The sequence below is a fragment of the Streptomyces sp. NPDC034670 genome, from assembly GCF_055574875.1.
Genome location: NZ_JBVITR010000003.1, coordinates 103641 through 121283, shown reverse-complemented (window position 1 = coordinate 121283; position 17643 = coordinate 103641). Strand labels below are relative to the sequence as shown.

Sequence of the window (17643 nt, the reverse complement as noted above, 5' to 3'; positions counted from 1 at the left end):
GTTCACATACATGAACCACGGGAGTGGTGCGGAACCCGCACCGCGGGCCTGGGGGCCGGGGCCCTTCCGACGCCACGGGGATCCGTCGGAAGGACCCTGGGGGGAAGGACGCCCCGGAACCGGCCGGGCGGACCGGCTCAGCGCAGCTCCTCCGGGCAGGGCGTGCCCCGCGACCACTCGTACGGCGCCTCCAGCCGGTACGTGCCCGGCTCCGGGGCGAGCAGCACCGTCCACCGGTCGCCGTTCGCGTCCTCCTCCGTCTCCCTCAGGCAGCCGTGGACGTTCTCGTACGTCCTCGGCTCGCCCTCGGGGCGGTTCCTCGACTCCTCGGTCTCCTGCGGCGGGTCCAGCTTCTCGCCCTCGGCGTCGACGATGCCCAGCCACGGCGAGTACGGGATGCGGACGAGGACGCGGCCCGCCCGCTCCACGCGCAGCGTCATCCCGCCCTGATCGGCCCGCTCCACCACCGTGTGCGGCTCGGCCAGCGGCGTCGGGTCGCTCACCTCGAACAGCTGCCAGTTGGCGTCGCCCCAGACCTGCTTCAGGTACGGCAGCCCGCGCTGCACCAGCTCCCGCTCCCGCTGGCCGCCGTCACCGTCCGGCTCGTCCTTCGGCAGCACCACGAAGTGCACGCTCCAGCGCTTCAGCCACTCGTGGTAGTTCGCCGAGTTGAGCGTGTCGTCGTAGAAGAGCGGGTTGCGCTTCATGTCGGCCTGCCGGTTCCAGCCGCGGGCCAGGTTGACGTACGGGGCCAGGGCGGAGGCCTCGCGGTGCGAGCGGGCCGGGACGACCTCCACCCGGCCCCGCTCGGCGCCGACCTTCTGCAACTGGTTCACCAGCGGCGCCAGCTCGCGCGCCCAGGACGCCCGCGGTGTGGTGTTCACGACGTCGTCGACCGACTTGAAGCCGATCCAGCCGGTGAAGACGGCGACGGACACCGCGATCGCGTACCACTTGAGGGACCTCGGCGCCGCGAACGGCAGCGCGGCCACCAGCACCACACCCGCGAACAGCATCGACAGCCGCGTGATGTTCGAGCCGATCTGCGAACTGATCAGCCAGACCAGCACCACCGCGAGCCCGTACACCGCGGACGTGAGGCGGACGGTCTTCCACTCCCGGGGCACCAGCACGACCACCAGGACCGCGTACAGCAACGGCAGGACCGCCGAGCCGAAGGCCATCGGCTGCGTCCCCGAGAACGGGAACAGCCAGGCCGACACCGCCACCACCGCGCTCGGCGCCAGTCCGAGCGCCCACGCCCCCGGCAGGCGCTTCTGGAGGAACAGCGCCGCCGCCACCAGGCCCACGAACAGGCCCGCGACCGGCGAGGCCATCGTGGCCAGGGCCGCCAGCGGGGCCGCGCACAGCGCCTTCGCCCAGCGCCTGTAGCGCCACCGGTACGGCCAGCAGAAGACGACCGCGACCGCGCCGAGCGCGAACAACGTGCCCAGCCCGAACGTCACGCGTCCCGAGGCCGCGTTGCACAGCAGCGCGAACACGCCCGCGAGCGCCGCCCACAGGGGATTGCGCACGTTCCGGCTGCGCAGCAGGACCAGCGTCAGCAGCCCCGCCGACACCGTCCCCGCGACCATCATCGTCGTCCGCACCCCGAGGAGCGACATCAGGTACGGCGACACCACGCTGTACGACACCGGGTGCATGCCGCCGTACCAGGCCAGGTTGTACGCGGAGTCCGGGTGCCGGCCGACGAACTCGGCCCACGCGTCCTGCGCCGCCAGGTCGCCGCCGCTGTTGGCGAACGTGAAGAACCAGACGACGTGCAGGAGACCGGCGAGACCGGTGACGGACAGGACGGGGTGCCGCAGCACGCGGGCGCGCACGGCGAGGGCGGCGGCCCCGGGACGGGAGGCGCGGGAGGCCTCCCCGGCGTCGTCAGGGGCGGGGGCCGCGGGGTCCTCCGGGGACCGGGCGCCGGGCACGCGTATGCGCGGACCGGTGCCCGAGCCGGTGCCCGAGCCGCCGCCCGGGCCGGTGCGGGGACCGCCGCCCGGGTCCGGATCGGCGTCGTCGGCGCGTGTCGGCTCCGCAGTGGCCACCTGAAGGCACTCCCCGTGTCCCGTCTCCTGTGCGCGGCCGCACTCCGGTGACCGGCGGCCTGCCCGTTTCGTGACGCTAGCACGCACCCCGCCGGCCGTCGCCCGGGCGGGTGACGGCCGGCGGGGTGCGTGCGCGGTCGCCGCGCGCTTTCGCCCCGGATCAGGAGACGCGCGTCAGCTTGTCCGTGAAGCCGGGTTCCACCAGGTCCTCCTGGAGGGCGACCGGCACCTTGACGGCGCTGCTCGTGCCGTCGCCGACGGTGAGCGTGCCCACCTCGGTGCCGGCCTCCGCCCGGTGCGGCAGGTCGTCGCCCGCGGCGAACGTCAGCTTCACCGACAGCCCCGCCCAGCCGACGGCCTTGACGTCCTCGGTGACGGCGACGGGCGTCCGGCCGCCGAGACCGTCGTCCACGTACCCGACCACGGTGCCCTTCTTCAGGATCGTCGCCGACTCCAGCGCGCCCTGCGCGGCCCGGATCAGCCGGTCGCTCGAGGTGAGGGCGGCGGACAGGATGGTGTTGTCCTTGCCGCCCGCGGGCTGGCGGACCACGGCGCCGATGATGAGCCGGGTCTCGCCGTCGACCTCCTTCTTCGCGGCGAACACGAGGTTGCCGAGCGCGGAGGTGGTGGTGCCGGTCTTGATGCCGACGACGCCGTTGCTGCCGACCAGCTGGTTCCAGTTGGGGTGGTTGCGGCCCTTGTAGTCGTCGTACGACATCATCGCGGCGACCTCGCGGAACACGGGCTGCTGCATCGCGGCCTTGGCCAGCTTCACCTGGTCCACGGCCGTGCTCACGGTGGTGTTGTTCAGGCCCGAGGGGTCGGTGTACGTCGTGTCGGTCATGCCGAGGTCCTTCGCGGCCTCGTTCATCTTCGCGACGAACGCCTCCTCGGACCCCGCGTCCCAACGGGCGACCAGTCGCGCCACGTTGTTCGCGGACGCGATCAGGACGGCCTCGACCGCCTCCCGCTGGGAGATCTCGTCGCCCGCGGTGACTTTGACGGTCGACTCGTTGACGGCGTCGGCCTGCTTCTCGGCGGTCTCGTCGATCTTGATCATCGGGCCCTCGGCGCCGCTCTTGAGCGGGTGGTCGCGCAGGACCAGGTACGCGGTCATGACCTTGGCGACGCTGGCGATCGGCACGGGCTTCTGCTCGCCGGAGGAGCCGAACGTGCCGATGCCCTGGACGTCGAGCGCGGCCTGCCCGGACGCCGGCCACGGGATGTCGACCTTGCCGCCCTCGAAGGTGTAGCTGTCCTGGGCGGTGAGTTCGAGCGTGGGCGCCGGGAGCGGGCGGACGTTCTGCACGACCGCGAAGACGATCACCAGCAGCAGGACCAGCGGCGTCCAGATCTTGATCCGCCGCACGGCCGTCCGCAGCGGAGTCTCCGGCGGCGGCGGGGTGTTGGTCAGCTCGGCCAGCAGGTCCAGCGGCGGCTTGGGCGGCAGCGGCTGCTGCGTCGTCCGCTCGGGCCCCACCTGCGGGACGGAGGCGGTGGCGTCGGCGGGGACGGGGGGCTTCGCGGCCGGCGTCACGGTGCGCAGCGCGGTGGTGGCGTCCCCGCCCCGGGCCGGCTTGCGGACGCCGGGGTCGTCGAACTCCTTCAGCGCGACGAACTTGCTGGTCCGCTCGGCGTCGGACTCGGACTCGGACCCGGGGCCGGCCTCGGGCCCGGACGCGGGGCCGGTCTTGGGTCCGGACGCGGGGTCGGACTTGGGGTTGGTCCTGGGTCCGGCCTTGGGGGTGGTCTTGGGTCCGGCCTCGGGCCCGGACGCGGGATCGGCCTTGGGTCCGGACGCGGTGTCGGTCCCGGTCCCGTCCTCGCCGTCCTGGGCGGCGTCCGCACCGCCGGGTCCGGTTTTGGCGCCCGCGTCGCCCAGCTTGAGCATGGTGGTGGGCTGGTCGACGGGGGGCGCGGAGGGACGTCCGGTCCTGAAGACGGCGGTGGGCTGGTCGACGGGGCCCTTGACCCCGTCCTCGGGCCCGGGCTCCGCTTCGGCCTCGTTCTTGCCCTCGGCCTCGGGCCCGGCCTTGTCCTCGGCCTCGGGGTCGTCCCCGGTCCCGGTGCCGGTGGACGCGTCGTCGGCCTCCGGGTCGTCCCCGGACTCCGGGTCGTCGTCGGCACCGGCGGCCGGCACGGCGGGAGCGGCCTTCGGTGAACCCGAGGACGGGTCCGTGCCCGGGGCCGCGTCGTCGTCCCCGGCCGCGTCCGCCCCGGGGGCGCCGTCCGCGTCCTTTGTCGCCGCGGGAACGCCGCCGCCCCGGGGCTCGTCCCCGTCCTCGGCCGCGGAACCGTCGCCGGCCTCCTCGCGGGCCGTGTCGTCCGCGTCGGTCACGGCGGACGTCGCCGTACCGGCGGGTGCCTCGTTCCCGGTGTCCTCGGCGTCCCGGGCGTCCTCGGCCCCGTCGGCCGCGTCCTGGACCGGGTCGTCCTCCGGGGCTTCCCGTACGGCGTCCTCGGACCCCGCCTCGTCCTCGCCGGCAGTGCCCTTCCGGGACGGCCCGTCAACCCCCGCCTCCCGGACGTCGGATGCGCCCTCGCCGGCGTCGGTGTCCGTGTCCGCGTCCGCGTCCGTGTCCACGCTCTCGGCCTCGGCCTCGGTCCTCGACTCCCCGGCGGCGGGGGCCGCCTGCGCGGAGGCGGCCTCCGCGCCGTTCCCGGTCCCCGTACCGGCGTCGGAGCCGTCCTCGGCGGTGGCCCCGCCCCCGGGCCCCGCCGGGCGCACCCACGAGGCCACCGCCTCGCGCAGCCGGCCGTCGCCCTCCCCGGCGGAAACGTCACGGCCCCCGGCGGGCGCGTCGTCGGCCGTCGCCCCGTCCTCCGTCGCCTCACGCACCGACAGCACCCGCGTGGCCGTGTCACCGCCCGTGCGGCTCCCCGAGGGCGAGGCCTCGCGGGCCACCGCCAACCGCGGGTCCCGCTTCCCGGCGGAGTTCCTCGCCTCGGGAACCGGACCCGCGCTCCCCGACGTCGGTTCCGCCGACGACTCGCGCTGCTTCGACCTGTCGGGGGACTCGCCCGCCACCGATGCCTCCTCCATGCGCCGCACGCCCCGCGTGCGCCAACCCAACCGTGAACCATCGCCCGCGACAACGCTCCGCAGCGCTGTCCGAGCCCTGTACCAGTGTCCTGTGTCGCGGACCGGTCCCACGTGGTAGACGAGAACGACATACCTGTCGGTTCCCTTACGAACCGGTCACGCACCCTCGACAGACCAATGTGAGAGGGGTCACCCTGTCAGACATCCACGCGGGGAGGCATGGATGGGCAGGAGCCGCAGAACACTTCCGGAGGAGCTTCTGCTGCTGGCACTGGACCCGACCACGGGTACCACTGCGCAGCCGCAGTCGCTCGACCTCGGTCTGGCCGGAGCACAGCTAGTGGAGCTGGCGCTGGCCGGACGGATAGCCCCAGACGGGGATCGTATCGCCGTGGTGGTGCCACGGCCGACTGGAGATCCGACACTGGACAGCGCGTTGGAGTTGCTGCGAAGGCGCGGCGCTCCGGTACGGGCCGTCCACTGGATCGGCGGGCCGCGTCTCGGGCTCCGCCAGACCTACCTCTCGCATCTGGAGCGGTGCGGCATGGTGCACGCCGTGGCCGGACAGATGTGCGGGGTCTTGCCGACGACTCGCTACCAGGCGACGGACACCGAGATCAGCCGGGAGATCAGGGCCCGGCTGGACTCCGCGATCCGCACCGGCGTCCCGCCGGACCCGCGGACCGCGGCGCTCGCCGCACTGGCGCACGCGGTCGGCCTCGGCAAGCACCTGTACCCGGGGAACGAGGGGCGCTCCTCGCGTTCCCGGTTGCGGGACCTGATCCGGCACGACCCGATGGGCGGCCTCGTGGCGCACGCCGTGATGGACGTCCAGAACGGCGCGGCGGCCCAGCCGCGCCGCAGCCCCGCCTCGGCGGGCCGCCAGGCCCCCGCCGGCGGCCGGGGCGCGACGGAGCCCGCCCGAGGCGTTCCGTCGCAACCGCGCCGCGGATCCATGGAGCGTGTGGTGGCCCACTGAACCGCGGGTCCCCGAGGGGCCCACGACACACCGCGGACCCACGGCACGGCACCGCAGACCCGGTCACGGGAGCCGCTGTCCGAGCGGGGGGGGGGGGGGGGGGGGGGGGGGGCGCCCCCCCCCCCCCCCCCCCCCCCCCCGCTCGGCGTGCCCCGGACCGGCGTCCGCGCCGCCACCGTCCCGCGGACCGACGCGTACCCGCCGCACATCCACCGTTTCCCAGCGGCAGGAAGCACCTTGGTGGCACTCTGCTCGACAGCGGACACGCGAAGTGGCAAGTACGAGACACGCAGCCGGAGGTGCACGTCCCGTGGCATCCAATGTCAACCCCACCGTCAGGCGGCGCCGGCTGGGCCAGGAGCTGCGCAGGCTCCGCGAGCTCAAGGGCATGACCGCCGAGGAGGTGGCGGAGCGGCTGCTCGTGTCGCAGTCGAAGATCAGCCGGCTGGAGAACGGCCGGCGCAGCATCAGCCAGCGTGACGTCCGCGACCTGTGCGGGGTCTACGAGGTGGAGGACCAGCGCGTCGTCGACTCGCTGATGCAGATGGCCAAGGACTCGCGCCAGCAGGGCTGGTGGCACGCCTTCGGCGACATCCCGTACAGCGTCTACATCGGCCTGGAGACGGACGCGGAGTCGCTGAGGGTCTACGAACCCCAGATCATCACCGGCCTGCTGCAGACCCGCGCGTACGCCGAGGCGATCGTCCAGGGGGGCTCGCCGGAGTCGTCCGGGCAGGAGAACGACAAGCGGGTCGAGGTCCGCCTGCGCAGGCAGAGCCGCATCACCGCGGAGAAGGACCCGTTGCGGCTGTGGGTGGTCCTGGACGAGGCGTCGCTGCGGCGGGTCGTCGGGAGCCGGCAGGTGATGCGCGAACAGCTGGAGCACGTCATGGAGCTGTCCCAGCTGCCGCACGTCACCGTGCAGGTGCTGCCGTTCGAGGTGGGCGCGCACGCCGGTATCAACGGCCAGTACTCGATCCTGGAGTTCGCCGACGCGGCCGACTCGAGCGTCGTGTACATCGAGGGCGTGACCAGCGACCTGTACCTGGAGAAGCCGCACGACGTGCAGAAGTACACCGTGATGTACGAGCACCTGCGGGCCCAGTCCCTGAACGTGGACCAGTCCCGTCAGCTCGTGGAGCGCATCGCGAAGGAGTACGCACGCTGATCCGCCGTCAAGCGGGGGCGGAGCGTACACCCCTGGCATGACCGGCGGAAAGCCTCGCCCGGAATATGCCATCCGGTCGAGTGAACGCACGCTTCGCAAGCGGATGCCGGCGAGTAGCGTCGATCACGCCACCCCCCAGCGTGGGGTGGCGTAATCCGTTCTGCGGGTCCCTGCCGGAATGCGCAGCCCGGGACGGCAACTCAGCAACTGGCTACGGAGCGAACATGGCAATTCGTCTGGGTGCCACGGAGACGTGGACGACATCCTCCTACACGAATAACAACGGCGCGTGCGTGATGGTGAGGTCGACCGTCGAGGAAGCGCTGGAGCTCGGGGACACCAAGGTGCCCGAGGGGCCGAAGCTGGCCTTTCCCGTGGACGCGTGGAACGCCTTCGTGGCCTCGGTGAAGGACTGACCGGACCGGCGGCCGCTCCACGGACCACCGGTGCCGGACCCGCCGGTACGCACGCCTCGGGCGCGGACGCCACCGGTGCGGACGCCGCCGGCCCGCGTGCCACCGGCACCGGCACCACCGACCGGGCCCTCTCGACCAGTTCGCCGTCCTAGCCGAGAGGGCTTCGGCGCACGGCCCCGGCCTCCCCGCGCCCAGCCCACCGGGAACGCCGCGTCACACGCCGGGTCCCCGGCCCCGTGGCGTCCCGGTCCGTGGAGCGCACCCCCCGGCCGGGCCGGCCGCCGGGCCGGGGGCGGACGTCAGCCGAGCGCCTTCTCCACCGCCGCCACGACCTGGGCCGCCTCCGGCTCGGTCTGCGGCGAGAAGCGGGCGACGACCTCGCCGTCCCGCCCGATCAGGAACTTCTCGAAGTTCCAGCGGACGTCCCCGCTGTGCCCCTCGGCGTCGGCGAAACCGACCAGGCGCCGGTACAGGGCGTGCCGGCCCTCCCCGTTCACCTCGATCTTCTCGGTCATCGGGAAGGTCACGCCGTACGTCGCCGAACAGAACTCGGCGATCTCCTCCGCGCTCCCCGGCTCCTGCCCGAGGAACTGGTTGCAGGGCACGCCGAGCACCGTGAACCCGCGTTCCGCGTACCGCTCGTGCAGCCGCTCCAGCCCGGCGTACTGCGGCGTCAGCCCGCACTTGGAGGCCACGTTCACGACGAGCACGACCCGCCCCGCGTACTGCGCGAGCCCGGCGGGGCCACCGTTCAGGGCACCGATCTCGACGTCGAGGGGGGAGGCACCACCGGTGCCGTTGCTGCCGCTGTTCTCTGCGTTCGTCATGACCGAGATGCTAGGGCCTTTCGTCCGGCTCGGGCCGGGCTCGCGGGGGCCGGCCCGAGCCGGACCAAAGGCCCTGGCTGTGTCGTCCCGCGACGTGAACGGCCTCGACGGGTACGGCGACGGGGTCGCGCGGACGACCGGTCCGCTTCCCCGCGCCCCCGGCATCCGCGACCGGCAGCCCGACGCCCCTCAGCCCCGCCGGTCTTCCTCCCGCCCGCCCCCGCCCTGGTCCCCGCCCCCGCCCTTGGTCCCCGCCGCCACGCCCACGGCGGTGCCGGCCCCGATGCCCAGAGCCATTCCCAGGGCCAGACCGAGCCCGAGGTTGCCGAAGACGGTCAGTCCCAGCACCAGGCCGAGCGCCGTGCCGAGCGACAGCCCCACCGATATGCCCGTCGCCAGCGCCTTGTTGGCGGCCGCCCCACCGTTCCCGTCCCTGTTCTGCATACGGACATCATCCTCGATGGCCGTCGCGGTCCGGTCCGGCGTTCGCCGCGCGGACGCCGGACCACGGCCGGCGGACGGGAGCGGCACGGGAGGGGGGAGGGGAAACCGGGTAACAGCCCCGCATGAAGCCTGCACCGCGTTTCACCCTGGCCGCGACCACGCTCGACGCGCCGGACGCCCGCGAGCTGGCGCGGTTCTACCGGCGCCTGCTCGGCTGGCCGACGAGGAAGGAGGAACCGGGCTGGGTCGAGATCGGGCCCGCCGACGGCGGTGCCGGACTGTCGTTCCAGACGGAACCGCTCTTCACCCGTCCGCGGTGGCCCTCCGACCGGTCCGAGCAGCAGATGATGATGCACCTGGACATCGAGGTGGACGACCTGGCGCGGGCCGTCGAGCACGCCCTCGCCCTGGGGGCGGCCCCGGCGGACTTCCAGCCGCAGGACGACGTACGGGTGCTGTACGACCCGGTGGGCCACCCGTTCTGCCTCTTCGTGCGCACCGCCCCGGGCGCCTGACCGGCCGGGGCCGGGCGGGGACCGGCGGGGCGCGGGCCCCCCGGGCAGGACGGCGGGGCGGGCCGCCCCCCACCGCCTACGCGCGCCAGTAGCTGCGGCGGAGCAGTACCGCCAGGGGGACGATCTCGATGCGGCCGAGGAGCATGAGGGCGGTGAGGATCGCCTTCGACAGCGCCCCGAGCGGCGCGTAGGAACCGAACGGGCCGACCTCGCCGAACGCCGGGCCGACGTTGCCGAGGCAGGCCGCGGCGGCGCCGAGCGCGGTGAAGACCCCGGCTCCGCCCGTGTCCGTCTCGGCGTCGAGGGCGAGGCCGAGCGTCCCGAGCGCGAGGGCGAGCAGGTAGAGGAGGGCGAACACGAGCGTCGAGCGGAGCGTGGGGTTGTCGATCACCCGGCCGCTCACCCGCACCGGGAGGACGGCGTCGGGGTGGACGGCCTGTTCCAGCTCGTGGCGGGCGAAGCGGAAGAGGACGAGGTGGCGGACGACCTTGACCGAGCCGCTCGCCGACCCGGCGCAGGCCCCGACGAACATCAGCGCCAGCAGGGTGAGCGTGGCGAGCGTCCCCCAGTCCGCCCAGTCCAGCGTCGCGAAGCCGGTGGTGGTCATCACCGAGACCGTCTGGAAGGCCGCGTGCCGGATGCCGCCGAACCCGTCCACCACGCCGCCGACGGACAGCTCGACCGCCAGGACGGACGTGCCCACGAGGAGCAGGCCGAGATACAGGCGCAGTTCCTCGTCGCGGGTCGCGGACCTGATCTGGCGCAGCGCGGCGAGGCGGTACAACCGCAGCAGGTTCACCCCGGCCACCACCATCAGCCCGCACAGCACCCACTGCGTCACCGGCGCGAGGCCCCGGGCCGAGTCGTTCTCCGGGGCGAACCCGCCGAGGGACACGGCGGACGTCGCGTAGGAGAACGCGTCGAAGAGGCCCATCCGCCGGTCCAGCCCGGTCCACCCCAGGGCGGCCAGGGCCAGGACGCCGACCGCCGTCACCGCGAGGTAGACCTTCCAGAGCCGTCGGGCGGTCTCGCGGACGGTCGCGCCGAGCGACTCCATCTCGACCGGCCCCGGCAGCTCGGAGCGCAGGAGCTCGCGGCCGCCGATGCGGAGCCGCGGCAACACCGCGAGCGCGAGCACGATGATCCCCAGGCCCCCCAGCCAGTGGGTGAGCTGACGCCAGAACAGCATGCCGGGTCCGAGCGCGCCCACGTCGGTCAGGACGGTCGCGCCGGTGGCGGTGAACCCCGACATCGCCTCGAAGTAGGCGTCGACCGGGTGGCCGAGCTGCGGGACGCGACCGAGCACGAACGGCAGCGCGCCGAACGCGGGCGCGAGCAGCCAGACGGCGACGACGACGAGGAAGCCCTCCCGGACGCCCAGCGGGGGCCGCTCGCCCGTCAGACGCTTGAGCGCCAGGCCCGTGACGGCCACGGCGAGCCCGGTGACGAGGAAGGGCCACGGGGGCTCACCGGCCGCCAGCGCGACGGCCGCCGGCGCGACGAACGCGAGCGCGAACCACGCGAGCAGGGCGCCGACGACGCCCAGCACGGTCCGCAGGTCGACGCCGGCCGGCCTGCGCGGGCGCTTTCGGTGCGGACGCGGCGACGAGCGCGACGGCTTCACAGGTCGTGCTCGATCGCCGGGACGCGGTCGGGCTCGGTGAGGACGACGACGCGGTCCCCGGGCCGCAGCACGTCCCCGCCGCCGGGGAAGAGCACGCTGCCGTCGCGGACGATCGCGCCCACGCCGGCCCCGGGAAGCGCGTCGACCGGGGCGTGCGCGAACCGGCTGCCGGACCGGACGGTGATGTCGAGGACCTCGAAGCGGTCGTCGCCGAGCATCGCCATCTGGCGGGTGCGCTCGTCGAACGTGAAGCGGGCCATCTTCTCGGCGGTCTCGTCGCCCGGGTCGACGGCCACGTCGACGCCGGCGGCCTCGAAGACCTCGGCGGCGGCGGGATCGTCGAGGACCGCCAGCGTGAGGCCGACCCCGTGGACCTTCGCCAGCACCGCCGCGTACAGGTTGCGCGCGTCGTCCCCGCCGGCGAGCACCGCCGCTCCCGCCGTGCCGATGCGCTCGCGGTGCAGGAACGCCGGGTCCAGGCCCGTCGCGTGGAAGACCCGTACCCGGTCGAGCGCGTCGGCGGCCGCGCGGGCCCGCGCCGCGTCCGGCTCGATCAGCCGCACGGAGATCCCCTTGTCGAGCAGCACGCGGGCGATGGCCGTCCCCATGCGCCCGGCGCCGAAGAGCGCGACGTCGTCGACGGGCTCGGCCCCGGTGACCAGCCGGCTCCACGCGCGCGCCGCCGCGAGCGACGCCATCACGATCACCCAGTCACCGGGCCGCACCACCTCGTGCGCGGTCGGCCTGATCCAGTTCCCGTCGCGCACGACGGCGACCACCCGCGACGCCCCGGGCAGGCCCGCCTCGCGCAGGGGGCGGCCGACCAGCCACGGCGGATCCGTCTCGGGGACGTCGACGCCGAGCACGACCACCTCGCCGCCGGCGAAGAGGTCCACGTGCCGGGCGCCCGGCACGTGGAGGGCGCGTGCGACGGCGCTCGCGGTCTCGAAGGCCGTCGAGACGAGCAGGTCCACGTCGAGGTCGCCCGCGTGCCAGGCCGCCAGGTAGTCCATTCCGGTGGCGCGCACGACCGTCCGCGCCGACGACAGCCGGCGGGCGAGCATGGCGGTCACCAGGTTCACCTCGTCCCGCGACGTGCAGGCCAGGACGAGTTCGGCGTCGGCCACGCCGGCTTCGAGGAGCGTCTCGCGCCGGGTGCCGCTGCCGTGCGTGATCCGGACGTCGTAGGCGTGCGACACGGCCTCCAGGCGCGCCCGGTCGATGTCGATCACCGTGCACTCGTGCGTCTCGGCGAGCGACTTGACCACGGTGTGACCGACCTGCCCCGCTCCGACCACGACGACCCGCATGCCAGCATGGTGGCACGCGCGCATCCGACCCGCCGCCGCAGCCCCGGCGGCGGGTCGGCCGAGGCCCACCGGTCCCCGGCCCCGTCCGGCCGGGACCGCTCACGGAAGCCGGAATTCCCTACGGAAGCCGGAATTCCCTACGGAAGCCGGGACTCCTTGCCCGAAACGGAGCCGGACATCCCCCGAACCCTTCGATGAGGAGTCCTTACTAGGATGGCCCCATGAGCCCGCCGAAGCCGTCGCCGGAGCTGCTGCGGGGCCTGACGGACGAGAACGTGCTGCGCGCCCTCACGCGTCCCCCGTCTCCCGTCTCCCACCTCCCAGGACCACCATGAGCACACGGCACACCCCCCGCCCCCCGTCCTCCGCGCGGCCCGACATCCGACTCGTCGTCACCGACATGGACGGCACGCTGCTGGACGCCGAGGGACGCGTACCGCGGGGCCTGTGGCCGCTCCTGGCCGAACTGCGCCGCCGGGGCGTCGTCTTCAGTCCGGCCAGCGGCCGCCAGTACGCCACCCTGGCCCACCTGTTCGCCGGCGCCGACGACGGCATGGTCTACATCGCCGAGAACGGCGCCCTCGTCGTCCGCGACGGCGTCGAGCTCTCCTCGGACCCGCTGGACCCCGCGGTGTCCGCCCGCGTCGTCAAGACCGTCCGGCAGCTGGTGGACGAGGGCGTGGACGCGGGCGTCGTCGTCTGCGGCAAGCACTCGGCCTACACCGAGCGCGGCGACCGCGCCTTCCTCGCCGAAGTGGACAAGTACTACCGCGCGCACCGCCTCGTCGAGGACGCCACCGCGGTGGACGACGAGATCGTCAAGGTCGCCGTCTTCGACTTCGGCCCGGCCGAGCGCACCACGGCACCGGCCCTGGCCGCCTTCGCCGACACCCACCGGGTGGTCGTCTCCAGCGAGCACTGGACCGACCTCATGAACCCCACCGCCGACAAGGGCGCCGCCGTGCGCCGGCTCCAGCAGCGCCTGGGCATCGGACCGGACCGGACCATGGTGTTCGGGGACTACCTCAACGACCTCGGCATGCTCGACGCCGCCGACTGGTCGTACGCCGTGGCCAACGCCCACCCGGACGTCATCCGCCGCGCACGCCACCTCGCCCCCGCCCACCACGACGACGGCGTCGTCCGCACCATCAGGACCGTCCTCGGCATCTGAACGGGCCCACCCGCCCGGGAGCCCGCTCCGGCCACCGCACGGGCGAACCCGTGGGGCGCGCCGGGAGCGTGACGCACCGGCACACCGGCCCGGCGCGCCCCACGGCCTTCCCGCCGCCCCCGCCCACGGGCACGGAGAGCCGGCCCGGCGCTCGTCGCCGGGGCGTAAGGCGACCCGGCCGGCGCCGCGCGGGCCGACGCCGGGCCGTCGCCCGTCCCGGGCGGTTCCGGCTCCCGCGCGGAACACCGCCGCGGAACCACGCGGTACCCGCCGAAGGCCCCCGCCCGGGCGCGACCCCCCGCCGGATCCGGCACCGCACCGGAGCCGGGGCGAGCCCCATCGGTGGCTTTTTGTGTCCATATGGTCGCCCAGAGTGGCGGTGTCGCGGAAGTGGCCCCTAGCGTCTGACGCATGAGGAAATACCAGATCATAAGCCTTAATTGCGCCATCGCGCCCCTCATCGTCGGCGCGGGCGCCCTCGCCCCGGCCGCCTCCGCCCACGGCGAGGCCGAGCAGGTGGTCCGTCCGGGCCAGTCCATCCAGGAGGCCGTCGACGCGGCCGACCCCGGCGCCACCATCGTCCTGACGCGGGGCACCTACACCGGAAGCGTCACGATCACCAAGCGGCTGACCCTGCGGGGCGCGGGCGAGCAGACCGTGATCGTGCCCGGGAAGGACGAGGAGGCACGGGGCGCGTGCGCCGAGGAGGGCAGCGGCATCTGCGTCACCGGCACGGACGAGGAACCCGTCACCGGGGTGCGGATCCAGTCGCTGACCGTCAAGGGGTTCGAGAAGAACGGCGTCTCGGCCACGCGCACCGACCGGTTGGAGGTCCACCGGGTGGCCGCCCGGGACAACGGCCGGTGGGGCATCGCGCAGGACCGCTCCACCCGCGCCTCGTTCCGCCACAACATCGCGAGCGGCAACGGCGACGCCGGGCTCTACACCGCCAACGTGTTCGAGGCCGACGCGGACAGCAGGACCCTCGACACCCGTGGCACGGTGATCAGCGGAAACCTCCTGACGGGCAACCGGATCGGCATGACCACCCGTCGGCTCCGCAACCTCACCGTCGAGCACAACGTCACCACCGGGAACTGCGCGGGCATCTTCGTCATCCTGCCGCGCACGACGGGCGACCTGACCATCCGCCGCAACGCGGTCCACGAGAACAACAGGTACTGCCCCGCCGCCGCGCGCCTGCCCCACCTCCAGGGGACCGGCATCGTCCTCGTCGGTACGGAGAAGGTGCTGGTGACGCAGAACGCGGTCCGCGACAACGTGGGCGACTCGCCCTACTCCGGCGGGATCGTCGTGTTCGGCAGCATGGACGGCGTCTCCAACGAGGGGAACGTCATCCGCGAGAACCTCGTGCTGGGCAACCGTCCGGCCGATCTGGCCACCCGCGACGACGAAGGGAAGGAGAACGAGTTCGCCGACAACCTCTGCCGGACCTCCGAACCGGCCGGCGCCTGCTGACCGGCCGGGCCGCGGAGGCTCGCGGACCGCGCCGGCCCCCGGCAACGTGCCGGGGGCCGGGACCGGCACCGGGACGTCCCCGACCGCCGATGCCGGCCGGGGACGTCAGGGGCCACCCGACCCGCGGCTTCGCGGACCGCTCGGCGCCACGGGCGCCGGCACCGGCCGGAACCGGACGGGAGCCGTCGGCCAGTGACCCCGCGCCGGCCACGCCGACCAGCGGCGCGGCCACGGCGGGCCGCACCGGTACCAGCGGTGGCGCGCCGTGCTCCACCGTGGCCCGGAAGGCGCGCAGGAGCCGCACCGCCCCCTCGTCCCCGCGCGCCACGGGCTCCCCGGCGAGAACGAGCGGCTCAGGGGCGCGTTCCTCCTCACGGGTGCGGCCCTCCGGGGCCGCCCAGCCCTCCGTCCTGACCCGGACCGACCCGGACCGACCCGGACCGACCAGGACCGTTCGCCGACGGCCCGGACGGACTCGGCCAGCGCCCTGGTGCCGCGTACGGAGATCCAGCTCCAGTGGCTGTCGGACTCGCCCCGCCGTCGAAGAGCGTGACCCGGCTCCGCCGCGGAGCGGTCCGGGCCGTCCCGCACGCCCCGTGGGAACCGGCTCGGCGAGGAGCGGCGCCGGCGTCAGGGCCCCGGCCGCCCGCCGGCCCGCGCGCACGAAGTGCTCGACCATCCTCGACCGGGCGGTGTGCCCACCGCGCCGCGGAGCGACCAGGCCCCGCGGAAGAACGACGCCGGCCACGGGCGGGGGGTGGATGCCGGAGCCCCGGCCCGGGAAGCCGCGTACACCGGAGGCCCGGCGCGGACGCCGTCCCGGCCGAAGGGCCGGCTCGCGGCCTCCGCGGGCCCGGCCGCCCCCACCCGCGCGTCCCCGCCGTCCCCCGCCCGCCCTACGGGGAGAGGCGGGACCCGCCTCTCCGGCGGTCCCCGATCACACGACGCAGCAGGAGCGCGGCACAGGCGACGAAGAGCACCAGGAAGCCGAGGCGGACCCACGGCGGACTGCCGGTACTGGCGGCCGACCACCCGGACCAGACGAGGCACAGCACCATCCAACCGGGGCTCTCGACGAGGGATCGCTCCCGGTCCTGAGGCACGCGCCACTCCCTTCCCCGGTGGCGTGATCACCCCACAGGCGACGGGACGGGCGGAGGGGTCACGCGGGGGAGCCGGGCCCGGAGCGACGCTTCCCGGTTTCCGGCGGACGCTGCCGGAACGGGACGGTTCCGAGGTCGCCGTACTCCGCCGCCGTAGGGCGACCCCGGCGGTTCGCGACGGCTGCGCCCGTCGCTCAGGCCCGCGCGTAGGTGAGGCAGTTGACCTGCTCGTGCTCGTAACCGACGGTGATGGACGGGGCGTGGCACTCCAGCCCGGTGTTGTGCCGGCAGTCGGCCATCTTGCACGCGCCGACCCGGCCGGTGACGGACGGCTCCCCGCCCTCCATGTCCGCGCTCATGAACGTGTCACAGACGGGGGCACCGGCGTCTCCCACGGTGATCGCCGCGGCGTGGCAGGTGTGCTCGTGGTTGTAGGCGCAGCTCTCGGCCGCGCACTCGCTGATGACCGGCAGTTGCATGACGGGTGTGGCTGCCATGAGAGGGCCTGCTTTCTCAAGGTGTCGTACGGGTCGGTCGCTGCGGTGGTGGCCCTCCCCGGGCGGCGTGGCACGCCGCCACCACGATCGACGGTCGCCGCTCCGGCTTGCCGGACCGGCGCCCCGGCTCGTCCACGTCCCGCCGACAGCCTGAGGTCCCGTCCCGGAACTGCCGCAGACGGTCCCCGGCCTCCTCCGCGTCTGCGGCCCGGGCGCGGGGCCGTCGGCGACGGTACGTGAGGATGGCGTGCCGGACGGTAACCGCGGGGTGGCGGGTGCGGACGGACAGGGTGGTGCCAGGGCCGTGTCCGCACCGACAGCTCATGGAACGCTCCCTTCCTGGCTTCCACTTTCCGCAATGTTCGGTGTCGGCGCACTTCGGCCGGGCGGACGGCCCGAGACCGACGGCGACGGACCGACCGCTCCCCTCTTCCCGGTCTTCCCGGGGATCCCCTCTTCCCGGTCTTCCCGGGGAGGGGTGACGGCCCCTCCCCGCGTGGTCCATGCCGCCGTGGACGCCGACGACGATCGGCGTGGTGCGTGGCGGCCACCGGGGGCCGGACCGGAGATCGACGACGGGTGCCCCGTCGGCTGCCCCGTCCCCGGCACCCGCAGCCACGGTTCGCCCGGGCGGGGTGCCCGTCTCGGCGAAGACCGCCGGCCTGCCCCTCCCGCTCAAGGTCAGGTGAGGGCGGCGGGGGCCGGCCGGGTCGGCGTGCCGTTTCCGGTCGGGGCATTCCGGGCACAAGTGGCGCAATGCCGCATGGCACCCCATGCTGGATCGGGTGTCACGGGGAGCAGGCCGCTCGACGAGGAGCGCCTGCGTCGCCCCGCGGCGGCCGGCACCGAAGTGCTGGGCCCCTTCGGAGACCCGCCCGGGCGGCCCCCTCTCTTCCGACAGCACGGCCGGCAGCACAGCCCGACAACACCCGTGACACCCCTCCCGACAGCACCCGTGGCACCGGCCGCGACCGCGTGCGACAGCACGACGGCCGCCGGACTCC

15 protein-coding genes are annotated in these 17643 nt (G+C 74.3%); 7 read left to right on the top strand and 8 right to left on the bottom strand.

The annotated features are described in order from the left end of the window. Positions 1 to 137: 137 nt before the first annotated feature. Together ACZ56B_RS03270 and ACZ56B_RS03265 are read right to left on the bottom strand one after the other, a co-directional pair. Positions 138 to 2060, bottom strand: coding sequence for an MFS transporter (locus ACZ56B_RS03270; RefSeq protein WP_468785690.1), 1923 nt, complete (start codon positions 2058 to 2060; stop codon positions 138 to 140). Positions 2061 to 2220: 160 nt separating this feature from the next. Continuing rightward, on the bottom strand, positions 2221 to 5103 hold the full coding sequence (locus tag ACZ56B_RS03265; protein ID WP_468785688.1) for a D-alanyl-D-alanine carboxypeptidase: 2883 nt from the start codon (positions 5101 to 5103) through the stop codon (positions 2221 to 2223). 223 nt (positions 5104 to 5326) lie between these two features. Between ACZ56B_RS03265 and ACZ56B_RS03260 the strand changes: the two genes are divergently transcribed. From ACZ56B_RS03260 to ACZ56B_RS03245, 4 genes are all read left to right on the top strand, one after another. Then, positions 5327 to 6082: a GOLPH3/VPS74 family protein gene (locus ACZ56B_RS03260; protein WP_468785686.1), complete on the top strand. Its 756-nt coding sequence runs from the start codon at positions 5327 to 5329 to the stop codon at positions 6080 to 6082. A gap of 310 nt (positions 6083 to 6392) precedes the next feature. After that, positions 6393 to 7250, top strand: a complete 858-nt coding sequence (locus ACZ56B_RS03255; protein ID WP_468785684.1) for a helix-turn-helix domain-containing protein — start codon at positions 6393 to 6395, stop codon at positions 7248 to 7250. 224 nt (positions 7251 to 7474) lie between these two features. Then, a complete protein-coding gene (locus ACZ56B_RS03250) occupies positions 7475 to 7666 on the top strand; it encodes a DUF397 domain-containing protein (RefSeq protein WP_468785682.1) in 192 nt (63 codons plus the stop codon). Then, positions 7633 to 7818: a hypothetical protein gene (locus tag ACZ56B_RS03245; protein WP_468785936.1), complete on the top strand. Its 186-nt coding sequence runs from the start codon at positions 7633 to 7635 to the stop codon at positions 7816 to 7818. The genes ACZ56B_RS03250 and ACZ56B_RS03245 overlap by 34 nt, the downstream gene beginning before the upstream one ends. A gap of 147 nt (positions 7819 to 7965) precedes the next feature. On the opposite strand, the gene ACZ56B_RS03240 is transcribed toward ACZ56B_RS03245, so the two are convergent. Both ACZ56B_RS03240 and ACZ56B_RS03235 read right to left on the bottom strand, forming a co-directional pair. Next, positions 7966 to 8493 (bottom strand): glutathione peroxidase, encoded by a 528-nt coding sequence (locus ACZ56B_RS03240; RefSeq protein WP_468785680.1) that lies wholly within the window; start codon positions 8491 to 8493, stop codon positions 7966 to 7968. A gap of 189 nt (positions 8494 to 8682) precedes the next feature. Further along, entirely contained in the window at positions 8683 to 8937 is a 255-nt protein-coding gene (locus ACZ56B_RS03235; protein WP_468785678.1) for a hypothetical protein, read from the bottom strand. Positions 8938 to 9059: 122 nt separating this feature from the next. On the opposite strand from ACZ56B_RS03235, the gene ACZ56B_RS03230 reads away from it, so the two are divergent. Next, entirely contained in the window at positions 9060 to 9452 is a 393-nt protein-coding gene (locus tag ACZ56B_RS03230; RefSeq protein WP_468785676.1) for a VOC family protein, read from the top strand. Between the two features lie 76 nt (positions 9453 to 9528). Here the strand turns inward: ACZ56B_RS03230 and ACZ56B_RS03225 are convergent, their stop codons facing one another. Both ACZ56B_RS03225 and trkA read right to left on the bottom strand, forming a co-directional pair. Further along, positions 9529 to 11076, bottom strand: coding sequence for a TrkH family potassium uptake protein (locus ACZ56B_RS03225; protein WP_468785674.1), 1548 nt, complete (start codon positions 11074 to 11076; stop codon positions 9529 to 9531). After that, on the bottom strand, positions 11073 to 12386 hold the full coding sequence (trkA, locus tag ACZ56B_RS03220; RefSeq protein WP_468785672.1) for a Trk system potassium transporter TrkA: 1314 nt from the start codon (positions 12384 to 12386) through the stop codon (positions 11073 to 11075). The genes ACZ56B_RS03225 and trkA overlap by 4 nt, the downstream gene beginning before the upstream one ends. A gap of 331 nt (positions 12387 to 12717) precedes the next feature. On the opposite strand from trkA, the gene ACZ56B_RS03215 reads away from it, so the two are divergent. Both ACZ56B_RS03215 and ACZ56B_RS03210 read left to right on the top strand, forming a co-directional pair. After that, entirely contained in the window at positions 12718 to 13560 is an 843-nt protein-coding gene (locus tag ACZ56B_RS03215; RefSeq protein WP_468785670.1) for a Cof-type HAD-IIB family hydrolase, read from the top strand. Between the two features lie 411 nt (positions 13561 to 13971). Beyond that, entirely contained in the window at positions 13972 to 15039 is a 1068-nt protein-coding gene (locus ACZ56B_RS03210) for a right-handed parallel beta-helix repeat-containing protein (RefSeq protein WP_468785668.1), read from the top strand. An 896-nt stretch (positions 15040 to 15935) separates the two neighbouring features. Here the strand turns inward: ACZ56B_RS03210 and ACZ56B_RS03205 are convergent. Both ACZ56B_RS03205 and ACZ56B_RS03200 read right to left on the bottom strand, forming a co-directional pair. Next, positions 15936 to 16142 carry a hypothetical protein gene (locus ACZ56B_RS03205; RefSeq protein ID WP_468785666.1) on the bottom strand — a complete coding sequence of 69 codons (207 nt, stop codon included), beginning with the start codon at positions 16140 to 16142 and terminating at the stop codon, positions 15936 to 15938. Between the two features lie 194 nt (positions 16143 to 16336). Next, a complete protein-coding gene (locus ACZ56B_RS03200) occupies positions 16337 to 16639 on the bottom strand; it encodes a DUF1540 domain-containing protein (RefSeq protein WP_468785664.1) in 303 nt (100 codons plus the stop codon). Between the last annotated feature and the right edge of the window lie 1004 nt (positions 16640 to 17643).